This is a genomic window from Sphingobium sp. TomTYG73 (assembly GCF_055394245.1).
The window spans coordinates 1357600-1378669 of the sequence record NZ_AP027339.1 but is presented as its reverse complement, the minus strand read 5'-3'; the positions used below and the strand labels follow the sequence as shown (position 1 = coordinate 1378669).

At 62.4% G+C, this 21070-nt stretch carries 19 protein-coding genes and 1 pseudogene; 14 read left to right on the top strand and 6 right to left on the bottom strand.

Going from position 1 to position 21070, the window contains the following annotated elements; translation table 11 throughout:
- Positions 1–85 precede the first annotated feature (85 nt).
- From ACZ5TH_RS06945 to ACZ5TH_RS06925, 5 genes and pseudogenes are all read right to left on the bottom strand, one after another.
- Positions 86–976: a LysR family transcriptional regulator gene (locus ACZ5TH_RS06945; RefSeq protein ID WP_449473382.1), complete on the bottom strand. Its 891-nt coding sequence runs from the start codon at positions 974–976 to the stop codon at positions 86–88.
- A gap of 601 nt (positions 977–1577) precedes the next feature.
- A pseudogene (locus ACZ5TH_RS06940) lies at positions 1578–1994 on the bottom strand (IS630 family transposase); the annotation flags it as partial.
- Entirely contained in the window at positions 1948–2088 is a 141-nt protein-coding gene (locus ACZ5TH_RS06935) for a ParB N-terminal domain-containing protein (RefSeq protein WP_464772610.1), read from the bottom strand. The gene ACZ5TH_RS06935 and the pseudogene ACZ5TH_RS06940, both read right to left, overlap by 47 nt.
- Positions 2089–2505: 417 nt before the next feature.
- Positions 2506–4725, bottom strand: a complete 2220-nt coding sequence (locus tag ACZ5TH_RS06930; protein WP_464795074.1) for an amylo-alpha-1,6-glucosidase — start codon at positions 4723–4725, stop codon at positions 2506–2508.
- 10 nt (positions 4726–4735) lie between these two features.
- Positions 4736–5836: a glycosyltransferase family 4 protein gene (locus ACZ5TH_RS06925; protein WP_464793389.1), complete on the bottom strand. Its 1101-nt coding sequence runs from the start codon at positions 5834–5836 to the stop codon at positions 4736–4738.
- Positions 5837–6087: 251 nt separating this feature from the next.
- Between ACZ5TH_RS06925 and ACZ5TH_RS06920 the strand changes: the two genes are divergently transcribed.
- The 8 genes from ACZ5TH_RS06920 (at position 6088) to epsC (ending at position 14063) form a co-directional block, all read left to right on the top strand.
- Positions 6088–6525, top strand: coding sequence for a hypothetical protein (locus ACZ5TH_RS06920; RefSeq protein ID WP_464793388.1), 438 nt, complete (start codon positions 6088–6090; stop codon positions 6523–6525).
- The gene (locus ACZ5TH_RS06915) at positions 6522–7232 is read left to right on the top strand and encodes a response regulator transcription factor (RefSeq protein WP_460986117.1); all 711 of its coding nucleotides are present in this window, start codon (positions 6522–6524) and stop codon (positions 7230–7232) included. The genes ACZ5TH_RS06920 and ACZ5TH_RS06915 overlap by 4 nt, the downstream gene beginning before the upstream one ends.
- 130 nt (positions 7233–7362) lie before the next feature.
- A complete protein-coding gene (locus ACZ5TH_RS06910) occupies positions 7363–8061 on the top strand; it encodes a carbonic anhydrase (protein ID WP_460986116.1) in 699 nt (232 codons plus the stop codon).
- 5 nt (positions 8062–8066) lie between these two features.
- Positions 8067–9563 (top strand): SulP family inorganic anion transporter, encoded by a 1497-nt coding sequence (locus tag ACZ5TH_RS06905; RefSeq protein ID WP_464793387.1) that lies wholly within the window; start codon positions 8067–8069, stop codon positions 9561–9563.
- A 289-nt stretch (positions 9564–9852) separates the two neighbouring features.
- Entirely contained in the window at positions 9853–10704 is an 852-nt protein-coding gene (locus ACZ5TH_RS06900) for a TorF family putative porin (protein ID WP_464793386.1), read from the top strand.
- A 195-nt stretch (positions 10705–10899) separates the two neighbouring features.
- Positions 10900–11610, top strand: a complete 711-nt coding sequence (locus tag ACZ5TH_RS06895; RefSeq protein ID WP_464793385.1) for a response regulator — start codon at positions 10900–10902, stop codon at positions 11608–11610.
- Positions 11611–11618: 8 nt separating this feature from the next.
- Positions 11619–12941, top strand: coding sequence for an ATP-binding protein (locus tag ACZ5TH_RS06890; protein ID WP_464793384.1), 1323 nt, complete (start codon positions 11619–11621; stop codon positions 12939–12941).
- A 111-nt stretch (positions 12942–13052) separates the two neighbouring features.
- Positions 13053–14063, top strand: a complete 1011-nt coding sequence (gene epsC / locus ACZ5TH_RS06885) for a serine O-acetyltransferase EpsC (protein ID WP_464793383.1) — start codon at positions 13053–13055, stop codon at positions 14061–14063.
- Positions 14064–14066: 3 nt separating this feature from the next.
- On the opposite strand, the gene ACZ5TH_RS06880 is transcribed toward epsC, so the two are convergent.
- Positions 14067–15713 (bottom strand): alkaline phosphatase family protein, encoded by a 1647-nt coding sequence (locus ACZ5TH_RS06880; RefSeq protein WP_464795073.1) that lies wholly within the window; start codon positions 15711–15713, stop codon positions 14067–14069.
- Positions 15714–15791: 78 nt separating this feature from the next.
- Here ACZ5TH_RS06880 and ACZ5TH_RS06875 point away from each other — a divergent pair, with 78 nt between their 5' ends.
- From ACZ5TH_RS06875 to proC, 6 genes are all read left to right on the top strand, one after another.
- On the top strand, positions 15792–17813 hold the full coding sequence (locus ACZ5TH_RS06875; RefSeq protein ID WP_464793382.1) for a protein-disulfide reductase DsbD family protein: 2022 nt from the start codon (positions 15792–15794) through the stop codon (positions 17811–17813).
- The gene (locus tag ACZ5TH_RS06870; RefSeq protein WP_464793381.1) at positions 17813–18550 is read left to right on the top strand and encodes a TlyA family RNA methyltransferase; all 738 of its coding nucleotides are present in this window, start codon (positions 17813–17815) and stop codon (positions 18548–18550) included. The genes ACZ5TH_RS06875 and ACZ5TH_RS06870 overlap by 1 nt, the downstream gene beginning before the upstream one ends.
- A 178-nt stretch (positions 18551–18728) precedes the next feature.
- Positions 18729–19277, top strand: a complete 549-nt coding sequence (locus tag ACZ5TH_RS06865; protein ID WP_464793380.1) for a TspO/MBR family protein — start codon at positions 18729–18731, stop codon at positions 19275–19277.
- Positions 19278–19326: 49 nt separating this feature from the next.
- Entirely contained in the window at positions 19327–19626 is a 300-nt protein-coding gene (locus tag ACZ5TH_RS06860) for an accessory factor UbiK family protein (protein WP_464793379.1), read from the top strand.
- Positions 19627–19734: 108 nt separating this feature from the next.
- Complete coding sequence (locus tag ACZ5TH_RS06855; RefSeq protein ID WP_196224098.1) at positions 19735–20241, top strand: type III secretion system chaperone family protein; 507 nt, start codon at positions 19735–19737, stop codon at positions 20239–20241.
- Positions 20242–20250: 9 nt separating this feature from the next.
- Positions 20251–21063: a pyrroline-5-carboxylate reductase gene (gene proC / locus ACZ5TH_RS06850; RefSeq protein WP_464793378.1), complete on the top strand. Its 813-nt coding sequence runs from the start codon at positions 20251–20253 to the stop codon at positions 21061–21063.
- The last annotated feature ends 7 nt before the right edge of the window (positions 21064–21070 follow it).

The following is a 21070-nucleotide window of genomic DNA, read 5'->3' as shown; positions in this document are numbered from 1 at the left end:
CCTCTCCCGGCATATTTTGTTTGCCGGGGCTTACATGCGCCTTATTCGTCCGTAGGAAAAATAATCATTTTTACTAATACCATAGTCAGGGCCTATGGATGAAATAGTCGAGTAGGCGTTGTCCCAGACCGGACAGGCGGGTGCCCTTCAACTTGCGGATGCCAATGCTGCGGGGGAAAGCAGCCTCACGAATGGCGATGGCGCGGAGTACGCCGATGGACAGTTCCGCGGCGGCGACCTGCATGGGCAGGATGGTGACACGGCTGCTGCTGCGCACGATAGCCTTCGTCGTCAGCAGGGAGTCGCAGCGGATGCTGCTGTTGGGCACCGGCGCGTCGGCGGCGAGGAACAGGGCATCGACCTGCCTGCGGAATGCGCCGCGTGCTTCGGGCAACACCCAGCGCAGATCGGCTAGGTCCTTCAACGACACTTCGCTCGGCAGATGCTCGTTGGCCCGCCCGACGATCAGGGAAAAGGGATCCTGGGAAAAGGTGAGTTCGTCCAGATCGTCTGGCGGCGTATCCATGCCGGTGGTGACGAAAGCGAGTTCGATGTCGCCCTGGCGGAGGAGCGTGGCGAGGTCGGGATCGGGCCGTTCGATGACATGAAGCGCGAAGCTGCCAACATCCTCCTCAAGAAAGCGGACGGCCCCGGGCAGAAGGCTGACCAACGCGCCCGGCGTGCCGCCGACGCGCAGCGGCCCAGCAATGCCCTGGCGGGAGAGGCGTAATTCTTCCTCGGCGTCCTTGAGCAACCCCTCCATCGCCTGCGCGCGGCGAAGAAGCACGCGGCCTTCCGCCGTCAGCGCGATGCCTGCGCGCGACCGTTCCAGCAGCGTGGCGCCGATCGATTGTTCCAGTTGGGCGATGGTGATCGATACGGATGGTTGTGAAATGTTGAGCAGCCGGGCGCCTCCGCTGATCGAATTGGCCCGGCATACGGCCAGGAAGGTGCGAAGGGCGCGAGGATCAATCATGCTTAGCGTCTAGCCCTCCAATACAGCAACGACTTGGATTAACTCGGCCTCCGAAAAGAGTACGGATCACGGATCGAGCGTATTCGATCTATCTAGATGAAGTGAAGGCAAATATTGGACGGCAGATATCACGCGGTACCTAAAAATCATACACCAGAGGCATCTGCGAACGCCTGGTGGCGTTTGGCGGGCTATTTGCTACCTACAATTTCGATGTAGCGCCGATCGAGCCCCCCGGACCGATGTTGTCGATTACCGACAACTGCTAGATCCGCGCTTTGGACGACTCCACTTGCGGCCGACGCTCGTCATTAAAATAAATCATTTCTTTCAATCCGCTAGTCCATCAAAGCCGACGCTTCGGTACGTATCAAACCATCATACGGCTTCTCGGGCAGCGCCCCGTCTCTCTCTCTCTCTCTCTCTCTCTCTCTCTCTCTCGCAATATTCCCATCAGATCTTGGTGGGACGACCCGTACATTCACATCGCGGCAGAAATTAAGTTAAGGGCCTGAAAGCCGATTTCGTCAGCGGTCACCCCGTGGCAAATCGGCGAGGTTCGGGCGGTTCCTCCTGTGAGGCTAATACCAAGGCGCATTGATCAGAACCCATGCGCCCACTGACGCAGGCCGATCGACATGATGCGCCATGGCTGGTCAGCAAGCTTGTTCCAGGCGTGGCAGCAGTGCTCGACGATGTCGTCGTAGGATTTATAGATGCGGTTCGACAGCCAGTTATCGCGCATGAACTGCCACAGGTTCTCGACGGGGTTCAGCTCGGGGCAGCGGGGTGGTAGCGGCAGCAGCGTGATGTTGGAGGGGATGATCAGATCATTCGAGCCGTGCCATCCGGCCTGGTCGAGCAGGATTACGGCGTGCGCGCCAGGCGCGACATGGAAGGCGATCTCTTCTAGGTGCAAGCCCATCGCCTCGCTGTTGCAGTGGGGCATGACAATGCCGGCCGCCTTTCCTTCAGCCGGGCAGATGGCGCCAAAGATCCAGGCCGAGGCCCGGCGTTCCGAGGCTCTTTGCCGCCTCGACGCGGCCGTGCCCGGCGATGATCCGATCCTCCTCGTCGATCAGTATCGGGTTGGTGAATCCGAACTTCCTGATACTCCTGGCGATCTGGCCGATCTGCTTCTTGGAGTGGGTACGCGCGTTGCGCGCTGCATCATAATCGTTCTCCTTTGGTAGAGAGCGTCAGAACCACGTCCTGACCTTTCGCGCCTACCAACGTTTGACACCGGCACGATTTTTTTCAGATCATGCCGGGCGATATCAGCTTCCCTGCTGACTTGCCGCTTTTCCCTGCAATCGAAGGAGAGAATCCCTGCTGGCGAGACTAGGGAAATCTCTCTTCAGAATGGCAGATTTCCGCCATTTTCTTCGCATGAATGGCGACAATTTCCAGACGAAAATGCAGTTCACGGCAACATCAGGGAAATGCAGGGAAGAGACGGGTTCGCTCTGGAATGCGTCCTGCACCATTTTTAGCAGCCTGTGATGACGCGGAGCCGTCAGGCATAAGCCTCAAGCGATCGTCACCACCCGCGCCGAGCCTGTTCGGTCGAGCGGCTTTACCACGACCTTGTCTCCCATCCGGTCAAAGGCGATGTCGATCGATGCTTCGCCAATGCGCAGGCCATAGAGCCGCAGTTCGTCGAGGAATCGCGGCAGGGCTGGTTCGCGCAGGGAGATTTCAGGGCCTGCTACGTCGAAGCCGATACCCAGGCTCGACTGGATCAGTGACAGAGGCGCTGCGGCGGACCATGCCTGGGGGCTACAGGCCACGGGATAGAAGGTCGGTCCTTGCGCGCGGCGGCGGGGAAATCCGCAGAAAAGTTCCGGCAAGCGCATGAGGTCCACATATGTCGCGGCCGCGAAGAGGCCTTCGAATATCTGCGCTGCCTCACGCTTGTAGCCGTAGCGGGAGAAGCCCGCCGCGATGAGGGCATTGTCATGAGGCCAGATCGAGCCATTATGATAGCTCATTGGATTGTAGCGCGCTTCCGTCGATGCGATGGTGCGGACGCCCCATCCGGAAAAGGAGGCTGGCGCCATCAGCGTGCGCACCACCGATTCCACGCGCTCTTCCCGCGCGAGGCCGGTAAACAGCACATGCCCGGCATTGGAAGAACGAACGCGGCAGGGCTTTTTTTCTCCATCCAGCGCCAGCACATAGGTGCCAAGTTGCGGGTCGAAGAAGGCCGCATCGAAATGGTCGCGCAAATGGTCGGCGCGTAGTCCGTAGTCCGCCCCCCGTTGAGCATCGCCGATCGCCCGATGGATGGCTTCGGCGGCTCTCCAGGCGCCGTAGACATAGGCCTGGACCTCCGCGAGCGCGATGGGGCCGCGCGCGATCGAGCCATCCTCGTGGAAGATCGAGTCATGACTGTCCTTCCAGCCCTGATTGGTCAGGCCCTGATCGGTGAGCCGCCCATATTCCACGAAGCCGTCCCCATCGCGGTCGCCATACTGATCGACCCATTCGAGGGCTGCATCCAGATGCGGCAGCAGGCTGGTGATGAAGGGCTGGTCGCCTGTTCGTTCCAGATAAGCGCCAGCCAGCATGATGAACAATGGCGTTGAATCGATGCTGCCGTAATAATGGCGGAACGGCACTTCGCCCAGTTCCGCCATTTCGCCATGGCGGACTTCGTGCAGTATCTTCCCCGGCTCCGCGTCCGCTGCCGGGTCGAACGCGGTGGCCTGATGCTTCGCCAGATAGCCGAGCACGCCACGGCTGAGCGCTGGATCATACCAAAGTGTTTCGAGCGCGGTGATGATGGCGTCGCGGCCGAACACGGTGCTGAACCAGGGAATGCCCGCATAGGGATAGGGACCAAATTCGGTGTCCGTGGACAGCATGGTGATATCCGCAACGGACCTGCGCGTAACCTCATCGAACAGAGCATTTGATGAACGGACGGTCGCGCCGCGCGCCCTTGCCTGTTTCAGCGACTTCATGGATTCGCGAAGGGTTTTGAGGAACTGGCGTGAGAAGGGTTCTTGCGTCAATTCGACCCGTTCGCATGCAATGCGCATGTACAAGGTGCGCCGTTCGCCGGGCGGGACCATGACCTCGAACATGGCATGGCTTTCGGTGAGCTCTTGAGGCGCCGGATCAAAGCAGAGGTGGGTTTCGCGGGTCTTGGCGTCGCGGCCTTCATAGACGAGGAGAACGTCGGCGCTTCCCACGACAGGGGGCTTCATGATCCCCTTACGCAAGCGCGTCATGCCGCGGATCTCGAACAGATCGGCAAAATCGGCAGCGAAGCTCATCTCCACCTTCACCGTTCGAGCTTCGGTGTCGAAGTTGCGGATCGTGATCCGCTCATGGACGGCGGAGTCCCACAGGAACCTTGTGCGGCGCAGGTGGATAAGGTCATGTTCCACCGCGACCCTGCCATCGTCGCCTGAAAAATCGGGATTTGTGAGGTCGCAGGTCAGCATGGCGTTGTCGTCACGCAATGCGGAACTCAGCAATATGGGCCGGAGTCCGTTGATCGTCATATAGAGGTGCGACAGGTGCCGGGTGTCGCGGTGGTAAAGCCCTTCGGGACTCCCCGGTCCGGCAATCGCATCGCCGCTATGGTCGAAGACCGCGAAGCTGTCCCCATGCTTCAGCGTTCGGGGACGCCTTTCGTGGAGCGAAGCGGTGGCCGGGATAAAGAACTGGGTCTGCTGCTGGGACAGGGACTTCGCCGGTTCCGTGGCCAAGGCTTCTGGCTGCAACTGGCTCGCCGTCATGCGACTCTCCTTATCCGACGACCTGAAGGTGAAGCTCCGCTTCATCGCCGCGCTCGCGACGAAGCCGGGCGGCATCGGTGCGCGCGCCAGGCAGGCCGTGATAAAGCGAGACATAGTCGGCCGCCATCCGGTCTGCCGTGAAACGTGCGTCAAAGGCGGCGCGTACCCCGCGACGGTTGAGTTCGCCGAGCCGGGAAACGGCTTCGACGGCCTGATCCTCTGTATCGACGATGAAGCCCGACACGCCATGGTCGATAATTTCGGGAACCGATCCGCAGCGGAAGGCGATGACCGGGGTCGCGCAGGCCATTGCCTCGATCATCACGAGGCCAAATGGTTCGGGCCAGTCGATCGGGAAGAGGAGGGCGCTGGCGCCGCCGAGGAAATCAGCCTTCTGCGCTTCATTGATTTCGCCGACGAAATGAATGTTGGGATGAAGGTTGATAAGCGGCGCGATCTCCGCCTCCCAATATGCTTTGTCCACATTGTCGATCTTGGCGGCGATCTTGAGCGGCCTCCCGGAACGGGCGGCTATGCGAATGGCGCGGTCGGGCCGCTTTTCCGGCGATATTCGGCCGAGAAACGCAAGATAACCGTCATCGCTGTCGATTTTCGGCGGTAGAAGGTTCGCGGGAAGACCGTGATAGACAGTGCCTGCCCAGTTCACCGGGGGCATAGGCAGCCGTTGGTGGTCGGAAATGGAAACCAGGCTGTGATCACGGAAGGTCTGGTAGAAAGGGCGCAGGTCCGGCAGGTCCAGACGGCCGTGCAGCGTCGTGACGCATCGGCCGACGATGTCCTGCACCAGCGGCATGTGAACAAGGTCGATGTGGAAATGTAGCGCATCGAACTCATGGGCGCGCTGGCGCACCGCTTCCAGCAGCATCATGTGATAGGGAATGGCGTCGCGAACATGGGGGTTGAGGCGAAGCGCCATGTCCGTGACGGGCACCAGTTCCGCGCGCGTGACGGAATCGCCGCTGGCGAACAATGTCACGTCATGTCCTTGATCGACCAATGCTTCGGTTAGGTAGGAAACGATGCGCTCGGTTCCGCCGTACAGCTTCGGCGGTACGCTTTCGGCCAAGGGAGCGATTTGAGCGATTTTCATTCAGCAATCCTCATCATTGGCCATGAAGGCGCCAAAGGCGCGGGCGGCCGTTGACGAGGGTTAAAAGCCTGAGCGCCGGGCGAGTTGCATGCGCTGTTCAAACCATGATGGATTTTGGCGCGTAAAAATGCCTTGCCGCGCCGAAGCGTTTCCGCGTGTGCAGCAACAATTTGTAACATTCGGAAAATTTCAGAGACATTTGCCCCGCCTATGCCTTGGCAAGCGCTTCCTATGCCAAGGAGTTTCTTCGCATGCTTTCCATTTTCGCTTCCGCTGCCGTCATGGCCGTCGTCGCTCCGGTCCACAGTGCGGACATCAGCCATGCGTCCACAGCCTATCGGACGAGCTACGAAACGGTATCGACGGTTCATGTCCGACAGGTCGAATCGCGTTTCGCCAACCGTCCGACCACGCCCGTCTGCCGCTGGCAGGCCGAACTGGGCGTCAACCGCTCGGTGACGGCAGAAGGCAATGCGATTGCCGCGATGGGTAAGGCCATCCATCGCTTCACCCCGCTATCGGGTAGCTACGCCGGGAACTGTGCAAGCGCGCGGGGCCAGATCGACGCGGCAATCGGGCGCTACGCACGGGCGCGCGCTGGCGAGGCGCTGGCGGCGGCGCAGGGCGACAGCGCAGTTATCCAGGGTGAGCTTGATGGCCTTCGCAGCCTGTCAGTGAAGGGCGGATGAGTTCACCGCTGATCCTGATTGCCGAGGAAAAGCCCGAACAGCGCCAGCAGGTGCGCGAATATCTGGAGCAGAGCGGTTTTCGCGCGCTGCCCGCGGCGTCGGCATCCGACATCTGGAACGCGATCAAGACCGCGCCTGTGGGCGTGCTGGTGCTGGATGCGGCGCTGCGCGGTCCCGATGGCATGGACCTATGCCGTGACGTCCGGGAACGGAGCGACGTGCCGATCATATTGGTCGGCGCGGGCGGCAGCGAGGTCGACCGGGTGGTGGGGTTGGAACTGGGCGCCGACGATTATATGTCCAAGCCCTATTCGACCCGTGAACTGGCCGCCCGGCTTCGCGCGGTGCTGCGTCGCAGCAAAAAGGAGCGGCTGATCGGCCTGCGCGCCAGTACGCTCGCCCGGTTCGACGGGTGGCAGGTCGATTTCGCGCGGCGTGAAGTGAAGGACGAGGCCGACCAGCCGATTGAGCTTACCGCCGCCGAATTCGCACTGCTCCAGGTCATGCTGGAAAATCCGCAGACGGTGATCCCGCGCGCCAGGCTCATGGAATTGGCCGGTGTGCGCGATGCGCCATCGTCCGATCGCAGCATCGACGTGCTGGTCAGCCGGGTCCGGCGGAAGCTGAGCGTTGGTGGCAGGGCCGCGCCGATCGTCACCGTTCGGGGGGCGGGATATATGCTGAGCGCTGCTGTCGAGAGGCAGTGACGGCAGAAAAACCAGTCAGACACACTATTTAACAAAGCCGCTGCGACGCAGCAAAAGCGCATGCCTATCCTTCAAATAGCGCCGATCCGCCCCCCCCCCCGATCGGCAACCAAAAAGAAGGATAGAAGCCATGAACGAGCTTATCGGTCGCGTCTTCAGTTTCGAAAGCAAAGTCTTTCCCGACAAGAGCACGCTTTACAACCAGCTTGCCAATCACGGACAAAGCCCCAAGGCGCTGATGATTTCCTGCGCCGACTCCCGCATCGTGCCGGAACATATCATGCAGGCTGATCCGGGCGATCTGTTCGTATGCCGCAATGCGGGCAACATCGTGCCCCCGCACGCCAGCCAGCTGGGCGGCGTCACGGCGACGGTGGAATATGCCGTCATGGTTCTGGGCGTGCGCGACATTATCGTGTGCGGGCACAGCGATTGCGGCGCGATGAAGGCGCTGGCAACGGATGCCGACCTGACGTCGATGCCCAATGTTGCCGCATGGCTGCGTCACTCGCATGCCGCGCAGAAGGTGTGCCGTGAAAATTACCCGTCCGATCTGAGCGACGCGGAAAAGCTGCGCAACATGGCGCTGGAAAATGTCGTGGTGCAGTTGAACCACCTGCGCACCCATCCGTCGGTGGCGGCGGGCGTGGCGCGTGGGGAAATCGCGCTGCACGGCTGGTATGTCGATATTCATGCGGGCCAGGTTCTTGGGCTCGACGGGGAAACCGGCCGCTTCATGCCCATGCGCGAAGGTGATCCGCTTCCTGTCGCACAGGCGCAGGCGCGGCGCCTTGCTGGTGAAACCAGCATCGCAATGGCTGCGGAGTAAGCCTCATGCTGAAGGCTCTTTCCGGCGGCACGTTCAGCCGCGACTTCACCGCATCCATCGTCGTGTTCCTGGTCGCGATGCCCCTCTGCATGGGCATCGCGGTAGCCTCCGGCGTGCCGCCGGAGAAGGGGCTGATCACCGGTATCATCGGCGGCATCGTCGTCGGCCTGCTGGCCGGTTCTCCCTTGCAGGTCAGCGGCCCGGCGGCGGGCCTTGCGGTCATCGTCTTTGAAATCGTGCGCGAGCAGGGCCTGTCCGCATTGGGACCGATCCTGATTCTTGCCGGTGCGATTCAGGTCATTGCCGGATTGATGAGGGTCGGGGGCTGGTTTCGCGCCATTTCGCCCGCCGTCGTCCACGGCATGCTTGCGGGTATCGGCGTGCTGATCGTCGTAGGGCAGTTCCATGTCCTGTTCGATGACAAGCCGCTGTCCAGCGGCCTTGCGAACCTGATCGCGATGCCGGGCCAGCTTTTCGGCCTAAGCAATCAGGACGCAGCAACCGCCTTTGCCGTGGGTCTGGTCACGATCGGCGGCATGCTGGGTTGGGAAAAGATCCGCCCGGCCTCGATGAAGCTGCTGCCCGGCGCCCTTGTCGGCGTGGTTCTGGCGACGCTGGTGGCGTTTCTGTTCAGCCTGCCGGTGGCCCGCGTGGTGGTGCCGGAATCGATCGTCGCAGCGGTGACATTGCCGGGCGAAGGGCTGTTTCAGCAGTTGATGAACCCGACGGTCATCACGACGGCGATCGCGATCGCCTTCATCGCCAGTGCTGAAACATTGCTGTCGGCCGCTGCGGTGGACCGGATGCATGATGGCGTGCGGACCAACTATAATCGCGAATTGAGCGCGCAGGGCGTAGGCAATCTGCTGTGCGGCGTTGCGGGTGCTTTGCCGATGACCGGCGTTATCGTCCGCAGTTCCGCGAACGTCCAGGCGGGTGCCAAGACCCGCATGTCCGCTGTCTTGCACGGCATCTGGATACTCGGCTTCGTCGCGCTGCTGCCCTGGTTGCTGCGTGAGATTCCGATGGCGGCGCTGGCAGGCATCCTGGTCGTGACCGGCGTTCGATTGGTCAGCCTGGACCATGTGAAGCACCTGCTTCACCGTTATGGCCCGCTGCCTGCCGTGGTGTGGGCGGTGACGCTGATCATGGTGGTCACGATGGATCTGCTGACGGGCGTGCTGGTGGGTATTAGTCTGTCGCTGCTTGAACTGCTGCCCCATGCGCGCCGTCTGCGTCTGGGTCTGGACGAGGACCAGCGGGATGATGCGCATGAATTGGCACTGCATGGTACGGCCACATTCCTGACGCTTCCCAAATTGTCGGCAAAGCTGGAGTCGGTTCCCGCCGAACGTCCAGTCATCCTGAACGTCGAGCGGCTGCTCCATATCGACCATACCTGCGCCGAGATGGTGCGGGAATGGATAGACCGCCGCCGTGGCACCGGAGCCAGCGTCGAACTGGCGGGCGCAACCGGACGCCTGCGTAACCTCGCCGCCTGAACCTCCCCCCTCCATCAGGCGTCGTTAGCCGCCGCACCCCTTCCAGGTGCGGCGGCTTTTTCATGTCTGGATGTGATCAGGAAATCAAATAGACATGTTTGGAACGCCATCAGCAAATAACCGTGCCTTTGATGGCACGGCCTGAATGTCACCTTCGCACTTGCGGTAAAAGTCCATTCCCCTTCATCCGGACGCGCCCTAGCCTACTGTCAATCCGCCGGGATCCAGGGCATTCAGACCTTTGGGCCGGAGCGGACGCAGGACGGAACATTCTTACCGAAAAAGGGGAATGTTCATGAAAATCGCTAAGTTGCAGATGGCCTGTGCGGCTCTTGCCCTGTTGTCGAGCGCTCCGGCCTTCGCTCAGGAAGAGGCCGAAGGTCCCGTCACCGTTTCGGGCAGCGTTGCGCTGGTTTCCGATTATCGCTTCCGTGGCGTGTCGCAGAGCGACAAGGGCATGGCCATTCAGGGCGGCATCACAGCCACCCATGAAAGCGGCGCCTATGTCGGCACCTGGGCTTCGAACCTTTCCGGCTGGGGCCAGTTCGGCGGTTCCAACATGGAACTCGATCTGTTCGCTGGCTATGCCATCCCGCTGGGCAGCGCGACGCTGGACGTCGGCCTGACCTGGTACATGTATCCGTCGGGCGCGGACAAGACCGACTTCGCTGAGCCTTATGTGAAGCTTTCGAGCCAGCTTGGCCCGGTCAAGGGTCTGCTGGGCGTCGCCTATGCGCCCAAGCAGCAGGCGCTGGGCAATTGGTGCAGCGACGCGGCATGCACGGTCGCTGATCCGGGCGACAAGGAAGACAATCTGTACATCTGGGGCGACGTTAGCGGCGCAGTGCCGGGCACGCCGGTTACGCTGAAGGCGCATCTGGGCTATTCGGACGGCAACCCCGGCCTTGGTCCGAACGGCACGTCGATCGCGCCCACGGGCAAGTATCTCGACTGGCTGGTCGGCGCGGACGTCGCGATCCCCGGCACGCCGCTGACGCTCGGCGTCGCCTATGTCGATACCGACATCAAGCGTTCGGAAGAAAATTACATCCGCCCGAACTTCATGGTTCAGGACGGTGACAATTTCGGCAAGTCGATCGCGCGCAGCCAGGTGGTATTCTCCCTGTCGGCCGCTTTCTGACGCAAATCATGCCGGGCCTTTCACGAGGCCCGGCATGGCATTCTTGCTCGTAATGGGGGCGAAATTGTCCCTGTCATGACAAATTGTTGCTGGACCTGTTTCCGAGGGTTTCTGCGGTAACGTCCGGTTGACCCTGTTGGCAGCCGCCCCTACTTCAGGCGCTATGAGCCGTTTTAGTCGCGCAACATTTCCGGCATGACCGCCCCCACGATCATACTTGTCGAGGACGATCCGCCGCTGCGCACGCTGACCGCGCGCGCTCTTCAGGAACATGGCTATCAGGTGCGGCCTGCTTCTTCGGGGCCGGAAATGTGGGTGGCCTTTGACGGTGGGCCGGTTGATCTGGTCGTGCTGGACGTGATGCTGCCGGGCACCAATGGCATCGACCTGTGTCGCCAGATCCGCCGCAAGAGCGACGTCCCGATCATCTTCATCAGCGCGAAGGGCAGCGAGACCGATCGGATCGTGGGTCTGGAGCTGGGCGCGGACGATTATCTGCCCAAGCCGTTTGGCACGCGCGAACTGATCGCGCGGATACGGGCTATCCTGCGCCGTGTGGGCGTGGAGCGGGGGCCGGACGAACATCGGGAGAATGAGGCGCGTTTCGACGGCTGGGTCGTCAACTTCCCGCGTCGGGAGCTGCGGTCGCCCACCGGCGCGATCGTCGATCTGACGGGTGCGGAGTTCGACCTGCTCGGCTCCTTCCTCAGCCACCCGCAGCGGGTCATCGCACGCGAGCGGCTGATCGAATTGTCGCGCACGCGCATGGGTGACAGCTCTGATCGCAGCATCGATGTGCTGGTCAGCCGGTTGCGGCGCAAGCTGTCGACCGAAGGCGCGGCGGCGCCGATCACGACCGTGCGCGGCGTGGGGTATATGTTCAACGCGGAAGTCAGCCGGGCTTGAGCTTGCATATGAGCCGGTCGCTGGGTCTGGTCGGCCGGCTGCTGGCGATCCTGCTGCTGGCGCTCACGCTGGAATTTGCGGTGGGCACGCTGATTTATGAGCGGGCTGGCCATCTTTCCTTGCAGGATGACGAGGCGCGGCGGTTGGCCGAGCATCTGGTGATCGCGCGCAAGCTGGTGACGGAGCAGCCGCCGAACGACCGGCATGCGATGGCGATCCAGCTTACCACCGACCGCTATGACATTCATTGGACGCCTGCATCGCCACCGCCGCCCACGTTGGCACCGGAATTGCAGCGGATGCGGCGGCAGATCATTGCCTGGGAGCCGAGCCTGGAACAGTCCGGTCTCTGGCTGCGCCTTGCGTCGCCCGGCGGGCGGGGGTCGCAGATCAATGGCGGCTTGCAGTTGCCCGATCGCAGCTGGCTCTATTTCGGGATGCGGCATAGCGGGGGGCAGTGGACCTTTACCATCGGGCGGATGGGGCTGGCGCTCATTCCGCTGGTGGCGCTGATGGTGGCTGGGGGCATGCTGATCCGGCGGACGCTGGCGCCGCTCAAGGACCTGACCAAGGCGACCGAGCATATTGGCCTGAGCGATGAGGTCGTCGTCGCGGAAAGCGGGACCAGCGATGTGCGGGACCTGATCCGTGCGTTCAATGCGATGCAGACGCGTATACATCGCCTGATCACCGAGCGCACCGAAACGCTGGCCGCCGTCGGGCATGACTTGCGCACGCCACTGGCCCGCTTGCAGCTTCGGCTGGAGGGAATTCGCGATGCGGAAGCGCGTGATGCGATGGCCGGCGACCTTGGCGAAATGGGGGCGATGATCGACTCGCTGCTCGCCTTCCTGGGCGGCGAAAAAAATGGCGAGCCGCCTGTGCGCGCGGACGTGGCGGTCGCGGTCGCGACGGTGGTGGATAGCTTTCAGGATCAAGGGGCCGATGTAAGCTATGAGGGGCCGGATCATCTGGAAATGGATGTGCGGCCGATGCTGTTGCGCCGCGCGGTCATCAATCTGGTCGAAAACGCGCTCCATTATGGCCAGCGGGCCTATGTCAGCGTCGAGCGCCGTGACGGGGAGGCGCTGATCCGGGTGGAGGATGATGGTCCGGGCATCCCGGAGGACAAGCTGGAGGAGGTGTTGAAGCCCTTTTTCAGACTCGATGAGGCGCGGGGGCGTTATACTCGGGGCTTGGGACTTGGCCTCGCGATCGTGGCGAAGGCGGTCGATCAGGAAGGCGGTAGGCTAGTTCTGGAAAACCGGCTCGAAGGCGGGTTGAGTGTGGAAATCCGCCTGCATATAGCTGGTGCAGGCCCTATCCGCTGAAACCGGGCCGAGGCTTCCGGTTAAAAAGAAACATCGCGAGGCCAAGCAAAACTCGTTTACCGGATCGGCTGGTGGCGGTCTATGCCAGCTGCTGTTGAACAAGAGGCGCATATGACCGCAGAAGGCGAAAGCGAAGATCAGCTTCTGGAAGGCTATTGGGACCTGGATCGGCTGGTGAGCGATCTTGGGAAGGTTCGCACAGGCTGGCGCGCGGCGCAGCAGCATCATGCCGAATATGGCGCGGAGGGTTTTCCGTCACGGGCCAATCTCACCAAGATCATGACGTCGCTATGCGGCGCGCTGTTTCCGTTGCGCCTTGGTCCGAGCTTCATTCGCACCCATAATGAAGACGCCTTTGTAGCGCAGACGTTGCAGACGGCGCTCAGCCGCCTCTACGGCCAGATACGCCTTGAGCTTCTCTACAATATGCACGGCAGACCGCCCGCCGAAATCGATGGCGAAGCCGCGCGCATCATCGGCAACTTTGCCCAAAGCCTGCCTGGCTTGCGCGACATGCTCGATTCCGATGTCGAAGCGGCATTTCTGGGCGATCCCGCCGCGCGTAGCGTGGACGAGGTGCTGATCTGCTATCCATCGATGCTGGCGATCATCCACCATCGGCTTGCCCATCGCCTCTATGATCTGGGCGCGCCGCTGGTCGCCCGTATCATCTCCGAGATTGCCCATTCGCGCACGGGTATCGACATTCATCCGGGTGCAACGATCGGGCGCAGTTTCTTCGTCGATCATGGCACCGGCGTCGTAATCGGCGAAACGGCCATAGTGGGTGACAGGGTGCGGCTGTATCAGGGTGTGACGCTGGGCGCGCGCAGCTTTCCTGCCGATGAGAGGGGCGCTTTGGCCAAGGCGATCCCCCGGCACCCGATCATCGAGGATGACGTGGTGATTTATGCGGGCGCTACCATTCTGGGCCGCATCATCATCGGCAGCCGGTCAGTGATCGGCGGCAATGTCTGGCTGACCGACAGTGTTCCGGCGAACAGCAATGTGCGTCAGGCAAAGGCGCAATATGAGGTCACGAGCCGGGTCGAAGTGTCCGCGCCGCACCGCGTTCACTCCCTGATGGACGCGGAACGGGACGGCTTTGCGGAGAATATTTGACCCTTAATTCGCCGCGCAGCTGTCGCCTTGGCCTGCGATCAGGTCGAGGCACCTGCCGTCTATCTCATTGCGGGCAACGGGCAGACGAATGAGCGCCGCCAGCGTCGGCATGATGTCAGCCGTTTCGACGCCGAGCGGCTGTTCGAAATGCTGCATGCCCTTGCGCCAGAAGAGGATCGGTACGCGTCGATCCGTGTCCCAGGGGGAGCCATGCGTTGCGACTGCGCCGTACGCAGGATTAGCGATGGGCGTTACGCATGGTTTCAGCAGCAGGACGAGGTCGCCCGAGCGTTCGGGATCGAAGCTGGCCCGAACTTCCTGAAGCAGGCTCCAGCTTTCCGGCGGACCTGAAGGAGACGGCGCGGCGGCGATCTGCGTCTTGGTAAAGACGGTTTCGACCTGCGGATGGGCGCGCAACAGCGCGAGCGTGGCGGCTTCCACCTTGGCGCGTTGGGCGCGGGTGAGATTGCGGTCGAAATAAAGGTCGCCGGACGGGCCATCGCCCTGGATCAAGCCCTTGCCGTTTACGCCGGTGCGGGAGGCCACGGCTTCTGAAAGCGCGCGGGGCATGAGCGCCGGATCGACGCGCTGCTCCATTGGCATCGCATTTTGCTGATGGCGTTCCGGTAGGTCGTGGCCGCCATGATCCGCGGTGAGCATCACGACATAATCGATGCCCTGCTTGTCGAGCCGGTCGAAGAAAGCGCCCAGTTCGCGGTCTAGCCGATCGATCTGGATGCAGCTTTCGGTTCCTTCTGTTCCATAGGCGTGGCCGATGACGTCGGTCGCCGACAGGCCGATGGAAATGAGGTCGGTTTGAGCCTGCTTGCCAAGGCTCATGCTTTCGATGGCGGCAGCGGCGAACGCCAGGGTCATGGCATCCTGCTCCGGCGACGCACGGAATGCGCCGAATTGACCGGCGGGCCTTGCGAAGCGGCCGGTGCCTACGACCCGCGTGCCAGCGTTCACGGGAAAATCCTTGGCGGCGCATTGCGGGGGCAGGTCAAAACCGGCATTGGGCTGGGCGAGCCGCTGTTCGAACACTGCGTTCACCCGTGCGACCAGCGGAGGCGTTGGCGTGCCGGGATAGCTGACATAGCCCTTCGGCCCCAGCCACCAGACTTGATCCGCCTTTGCGCCGCCCATCATGATGGCCGCGCGATCCTTTCCGGCGATGGCCACGTTGCGGACGGCGGGATTGGTTGCCTTCATGCGTTCGCCGAGTGTGGGCACGCGCAGATGGACGGGGGAGGGGATATATTTGGAGCTGCTGCTATCCGGCTGCTTCTCATCCTCCGCGCAGTAGATTGTTTTATCGGGTCGGGCGGCGTTCTGATCGATCCAGCTATTGGCGATGATGCCGGTGCGTGATGGTCGGCTGCCGGTCAGGATGGTGCTGTGGCCCGGACAGGTTTCGGTTGCGGCGTGGCTTTGATATCCGCGCGGAAACACGGCGCCTTCGCCCAGGCGCTTGAGGCCGCCGCTATAATAGGGGCGATACTCGCTGAAGAGATCGGCTGAAAACTGATCGACCGAGATAGAGACGATCAGCTTTGGCGGCGCGTCGGTGGGGGTAGGCGTTGCGGTAGGTTGAGCCAGCGCGGGCAAGGGCGCCAGTAACAGGAGGGTATGAAGCGTTTTCCTGAACATCTTTTCCGATCCCTTCTGTGCCTTGACGGCGCAACCATGCCGACCTAGCCCGCTGTAATCCACGCGAACAGAGGCCCGATGCGGATTTTCCATGTCCTCCTGATGACGCTGGCGCTGTTTATCGCGCCTGTTGCCAGCGCCCAGGGCGCATTCGGATCGGGTGCGCCGCATATCGCCGTGCAGTTGGTCGCCGAAAGCGACGCGCCTGCTCCGGGACGGACCAGCAACATCGCCTTTGCGATGGCGCCGGAGCCCGGCTGGCATGGCTATTGGCAGAATCCAGGTGATGCGGGGCTGGGCATGACCGTGAAATGGGTGCTGCCCAAGGGCGTGAGCATTGGGGCGTTGCGCTATCCGGTGCCCGAGACGCTGCTCATTTCCGGCCTCATGAACCATGTCTATGAGGGGCCTTATGCGCTTCTCGCGCCCTTGAATGTCGCGCCTGAGGTGGCGAAGGGAACGCGCCTGCCGATCCGTGGGAAGGCGGAGTGGCTGGCTTGCACAGACAAGATTTGCGTGCCTGAAAGTGCCGATATCGCACTGGATCTGGTCGCGGGCGATGGTCTGGTGTCGCCCGCCATTCAGGCTCGGTTCGACGGCTGGCGGGCGCATTTGCCGCGCCCGCTTGGGAGTGAGGCGAGTTACGCAATTGCTGATGGCAAGCTGCGGATGTCGATCCCTTTTCCCGGTGAAGCTGCGGCGTCTGACGTGCATCTCTTTCCACTGGAAGAAGGGGTTGTCCGTTATGCCGCGCCTCAATCGGTCCATCGTCAGGGGGACCGGCTACTGATCGAAACCGATGCCGGGCAGGGATTTAAAGGGAATGCCGTTCAGGCGGTCCTGCGCACCGGCAACCATGTCGGCTTTCTGCTGACTGCTCGTCCCGGCGCGGTTGTTGGGGCGAGTTCAAGCCTGCTGCGCACGGCGTTGATCGCGCTTGGCGGGGCGATATTGGGCGGGCTGTTGCTCAACATCATGCCGTGCGTCTTTCCGATATTGGGGCTGAAGGCGCTCAAGCTGGCGCACGCGGGCGGTGATGAGGCTACGGTGCGGCGGGAGGCGCTTGCCTATGGCGCTGGCGTTATCCTCACCTGTTTGGTGCTGGGCGGGTTGCTGCTGGCGATCCGGTCAGCGGGGGTGGCGGTGGGTTGGGCGTTTCAGTTGCAGGACCCGCGCGTCATTTTGCTGCTGCTGCTGCTGGTGACGGCGGTCGCCTTCAACCTTGCGGGGTTGTTTGAACTGAGCGCTTTTGGTGGTGGGGAGAAGCTTGCGGGGAAGGCGGGCATTGCGGGTTCCTTCTGGACCGGCGCTTTGGTTGCTTTCGTCGCTACGCCTTGCACGGGGCCGTTCATGGGCGTGGCGATGGGGGCGGCGCTGGTGCTGCCGGTCGCGGCGGCTCTTGCGGTCTTTGCCGGGTTGGGTTTGGGCCTTGCTCTGCCCTTTCTGTTGCTCGCTTATATACCGGCTCTTCGCGGGCGTTTGCCACGGCCGGGGGCGTGGATGGGAACTTTCCAGCGAATATTGTCGATCCCGATGTTCCTGACCGCGCTGGGGCTGGGTTGGCTGCTGGGGCAACAGCGCGGCGTGCCGGGGATGACGATCGGTCTGGGCGCGGCGTTGCTGCTGGCGCTGCTGCTATGGTGGCTGGGGGAGCGTCAGCATCGCGGCAAGCGGGGCGGGCTGATCGTTGTGCTGGGTGCTGCGCTGCTGCTCGGCGCCGGGATGGTGATGCTGCCTGCGCGTAGGGCTGGTGCTGCGCAGGTTCAGGATGGCGTTGTGGCTTTTGACGAGGCGCGGCTTGCCGGGCTGCGCGCCGCTGGAAAGCCGGTATTCCTCTATTTCACCGCCGACTGGTGCCTGACCTGCAAGGCCAATGAGGCTGCCGCCATCGACCGTGCCGAAACGCGGGACGCTTTCGCCAAGGCTGGCGTGACGGTGATGGTGGGTGATTGGACGAGTGCGGACCCGGCCATCACCCGCTTTCTGGAAGCGCAGGGACGATCGGGCGTGCCGCTCTACCTCTGGTATGCTCCGGGAAAGTCGGCTGAAGTGCTGCCGCAGTTGCTGACGGTGTCCACGCTGACGGCGCTGGTGCGCTGATGGCGAAGCTGCGTGCGGATCAGTTGCTGGTCGATTGCGGGCTGGCCGAGAGCCGGGCGCGCGCGCAGGCGCTCATCCTCGCGGGCCTTGTCTTTCTGGGCGACAGGAAGATCGAGAAGGCGGGGCAGCAGGTCGCGGAGGATGCCGCGCTGGAGGTGAAGGGTCGCGATCATCCGTGGGTGTCGCGTGGGGGCATAAAGCTGGCCCACGGCATTGATCATTTCGCGCTGGACGTGACTGGCATGACCGCGATCGATGTCGGGAGTTCGACCGGCGGCTTTACCGATGTGCTGCTGACCAACGGCGCGGCGCGGGTCTATGCGGTGGACAGCGGGACGAACCAGCTTGCCTGGAAGCTGCGATCCGACCCGCGCGTGATCGTGCATGAGCAAACGAGCGCGCGCATATTGACCGCCGAACATGTGCCGGAGCCGGTCGATATCATCGTGTGCGATGCCAGCTTCATATCGCTGGCGAAGGTGCTGGACCGGCCGCTGAGTTTTGCTCGGCCGGGCGCGCATCTCGTTGCCCTCATCAAGCCGCAGTTCGAGGCTGGTCGGGAAGAGGTCGGGAAGGGCGGCGTGGTGCGCGATCCCACCATCCATGCCCGCGTCTGCGAGGAAGTCAGCCAGTGGCTGACGGTGAAGGGCTGGACAGTACTGGGCGTGACGCCAAGCCCCATCACCGGCCCCCAAGGCAATGTCGAGTTTCTCATCGGCGCGCGGCTGGACGGCTAGGCGCGGGCTTGCTCATAGCCCGGCAGGCGTTTGATTTTGTGACAGATGCCGGTCTTCCACCTCTATTCGCGGTTGCGGGATGAAGTGTTTCACCGCAAACCGGTCACTGGCGGCTTGACAAGGCCCGGACTGATTCGCCCGAGGCCGCCGAGTGAGGATTAGTGGAGCTGCGCCGACGATGAACGAAATCGCGTCCCCCGGTCAGTTGCGTCTGGCCTATCTGCGCTGGGCGCTGGTCACGGTTCCGGCGATCGTGTTCCTGGGCTTCCTGTCGGGCAAGCTGGCCAATAGCGGATATGGCAATCGCTGGTTCGACGCGCTGGTGAAGCCCGACTTCATGCCGCCCGGCTGGGCTTTTGGCGTCGCCTGGACGATCCTTTACATCCTGATGGGGCTTGCCCTGGCCATCGTCATTCATGCGCGGGGAGCGCGGGGCAGGGGGGTGGCCATCATCCTGTTCCTGATCCAGCTGGCGCTAAACCTCGTCTGGTCGCCGCTTTTCTTCCGCGCGCATCAGGTCGATAATGCGCTTGGGTTGATCATTGTCCTTTTCGTCGCCGTGGCTGTGACCGCATGGCTGTTCTGGCGCATCAGGCGGGTCGCGGGGCTGCTGCTGCTGCCTTATCTGGCATGGCTGGGCTTTGCATCGGCGCTGAATTATGAGATCGGGCGCCTCAACCCGGATGCTGAGACCCTTGTCGCGCCCGCGCTCAAGACCCAGATATGACATCATCGTGGCGCACATTCGCGCGCCAGCAAACAAGGACATTCAGACCATGCAGAGCGAAAACCGCTTTTTCGACGACCTTGCCAAGCTGGTGAACGGCGCTGCGGGAACAGTCGCTGGCATGAGCCGGGAATTTGAAACCAACGCCCGCGAAAAGGCCAAGCAGTGGATCGGCGGCGTGGATTTCGTGAGCCGCGAAGAATTCGATGCCGTGAAGGCGCTGGCGGCGGCGGCCCGTGAAGAGGTTGAATTGCTGAAGGCCCGGATCGACGCGCTGGAAGGCCGGTCGGGTGAACCGGTGACAAAGACCGTCCGCTCACCAAAGCCCAAGGCAGGCGACGCGGAATAAGCAGGCTTTGCCGCCTGTCCGTTGGTTTTCTGCAACGATCGCCTATTTTGATGCGTTTCCCTCAGTCGGTGGTTTCCTTGCCGCCGGGAAATGCTCTATGGCCAGCCAATGATGGACAGCGACGAATTTGAAAATGGCGGCCAGGAGGCCGCGCCGATCGATATGCTGGCCGCCTATTTCGAAGCGAATGGGTGGAGTTTCGATCAGGTCGGCGAAGATGAAATCGTCGCCAGCACGCAGGGTAGCTGGGCGCAATATGAGCTGCGCGGCATCTGGCGCGATGAAGATCAGGTGCTGCAACTGCTCGCCCTGCCCGACATCCGCGTGACGGAGGAGAAGCGGGCGACGATTTACGAAACGCTGGGCCTGATCAATGAGCAGCTTTGGCTCGGACATTTCGAGCTTTGGTCTTCCAGTGGCATTGTGTTGTTCCGGCACGGCGCTTTGCTGGGCGCGGGAGGCGTGTTGACGCTGGATCAGGCGCAGATACTGGTTGAGACCGCGATTGACGAATGCGAGCGCTTCTACCCGGTGTTCCAGTTCGTCCTGTGGGGCGGCAAGAGTCCGACGGAGGCGATTTCAGCCAGCCTGATCGAGACGCGCGGCGAAGCCTGAGGATTGTCCATGACGGAACCTTGGCCCGCGCACCTGTTCATGGTCGGCTGCGGCAATATGGCTGGGCAAATGCTCGCCCGATGGTTGGCATGCGGCATTGATCCGGCGAGCGTCACCGTGTTGCGCCCGAGCGGCCGTGCTGTCGCGGACGGGGTGCGGGTGGTGACGGGCTATCCTGCATCGCTGCCCGCTCACGCGACAGTACTGTTGGGCATGAAGCCCTATCAGCTTGACGATGTAGCAGCGTCGCTTGCGCCTCTTTGCGCGGCTGATACGCGCATTGTCTCTATATTGGCCGGGACGCCGGTTGCGGATCTGCGTAAGCGTTTCCCGGTGGCCCAGGACATCGTCCGGGCGATGCCTAACCTGCCTGTCGCCTTGGGGCAGGGCGTCACTGGACTGTATGCCGACGACAAGGTGTCTCACTCAGCCCGCAGCGAAGTGGACGCGCTCATTACGCCATTAGGTGCCGCCGAGTGGATCGAAGACGAAGGCCAGTTCAACGCGCTGACGGCCCTGTCAGGCTGTGGACCCGCCTTCTTGTTCCGCTTCATCGATGCGTTCGCGCGCGCAGGGGAGGCGATCGGGCTTTCGGCCGATCAGGCTGCGAGGATGGCGCTCGCCACCGTCCAAGGTTCTGCGAGCCTTGCTGCCCAAGCAAGCGAAAGCCCCGCGATATTGGCCGACCGCGTGGCTAGCCCCGGCGGGATGACGCGCGAAGGGCTGAACGTCCTCGACGCGGACGACCGGCTGTTGAAACTCCTTACCGACACCTTGGCTGCCGCCCGCGACCGTGGCGAGGAAATCGCCCGCGCGCGCTGATCCACGG

What these genes read in the sequence shown, in the direction of transcription:
- ACZ5TH_RS06945 (WP_449473382.1), bottom strand. Translation starts at nt 976, where the DNA reads ATGATTGATCCTCGCGCCCTTCGCACCTTCCTGGCCGTATGCCGGGCC.
- ACZ5TH_RS06930 (WP_464795074.1), bottom strand. Translation starts at nt 4,725, where the DNA reads ATGACGGCGAGCCAGTTGCAGCCAGAAGCCTTGGCCACGGAACCGGCG.
- ACZ5TH_RS06925 (WP_464793389.1), bottom strand. Translation starts at nt 5,836, where the DNA reads ATGAAAATCGCTCAAATCGCTCCCTTGGCCGAAAGCGTACCGCCGAAG.
- ACZ5TH_RS06920 (WP_464793388.1), top strand. Translation starts at nt 6,088, where the DNA reads ATGCTTTCCATTTTCGCTTCCGCTGCCGTCATGGCCGTCGTCGCTCCG.
- ACZ5TH_RS06915 (WP_460986117.1), top strand. Translation starts at nt 6,522, where the DNA reads ATGAGTTCACCGCTGATCCTGATTGCCGAGGAAAAGCCCGAACAGCGC.
- ACZ5TH_RS06910 (WP_460986116.1), top strand. Translation starts at nt 7,363, where the DNA reads ATGAACGAGCTTATCGGTCGCGTCTTCAGTTTCGAAAGCAAAGTCTTT.
- ACZ5TH_RS06905 (WP_464793387.1), top strand. Translation starts at nt 8,067, where the DNA reads ATGCTGAAGGCTCTTTCCGGCGGCACGTTCAGCCGCGACTTCACCGCA.
- ACZ5TH_RS06900 (WP_464793386.1), top strand. Translation starts at nt 9,853, where the DNA reads ATGTTCATGAAAATCGCTAAGTTGCAGATGGCCTGTGCGGCTCTTGCC.
- ACZ5TH_RS06895 (WP_464793385.1), top strand. Translation starts at nt 10,900, where the DNA reads ATGACCGCCCCCACGATCATACTTGTCGAGGACGATCCGCCGCTGCGC.
- ACZ5TH_RS06890 (WP_464793384.1), top strand. Translation starts at nt 11,619, where the DNA reads ATGAGCCGGTCGCTGGGTCTGGTCGGCCGGCTGCTGGCGATCCTGCTG.
- epsC (WP_464793383.1), top strand. Translation starts at nt 13,053, where the DNA reads ATGACCGCAGAAGGCGAAAGCGAAGATCAGCTTCTGGAAGGCTATTGG.
- ACZ5TH_RS06880 (WP_464795073.1), bottom strand. Translation starts at nt 15,713, where the DNA reads ATGTTCAGGAAAACGCTTCATACCCTCCTGTTACTGGCGCCCTTGCCC.
- ACZ5TH_RS06875 (WP_464793382.1), top strand. Translation starts at nt 15,792, where the DNA reads ATGCGGATTTTCCATGTCCTCCTGATGACGCTGGCGCTGTTTATCGCG.
- ACZ5TH_RS06870 (WP_464793381.1), top strand. Translation starts at nt 17,813, where the DNA reads ATGGCGAAGCTGCGTGCGGATCAGTTGCTGGTCGATTGCGGGCTGGCC.
- ACZ5TH_RS06865 (WP_464793380.1), top strand. Translation starts at nt 18,729, where the DNA reads ATGAACGAAATCGCGTCCCCCGGTCAGTTGCGTCTGGCCTATCTGCGC.
- ACZ5TH_RS06860 (WP_464793379.1), top strand. Translation starts at nt 19,327, where the DNA reads ATGCAGAGCGAAAACCGCTTTTTCGACGACCTTGCCAAGCTGGTGAAC.
- ACZ5TH_RS06855 (WP_196224098.1), top strand. Translation starts at nt 19,735, where the DNA reads ATGATGGACAGCGACGAATTTGAAAATGGCGGCCAGGAGGCCGCGCCG.
- proC (WP_464793378.1), top strand. Translation starts at nt 20,251, where the DNA reads ATGACGGAACCTTGGCCCGCGCACCTGTTCATGGTCGGCTGCGGCAAT.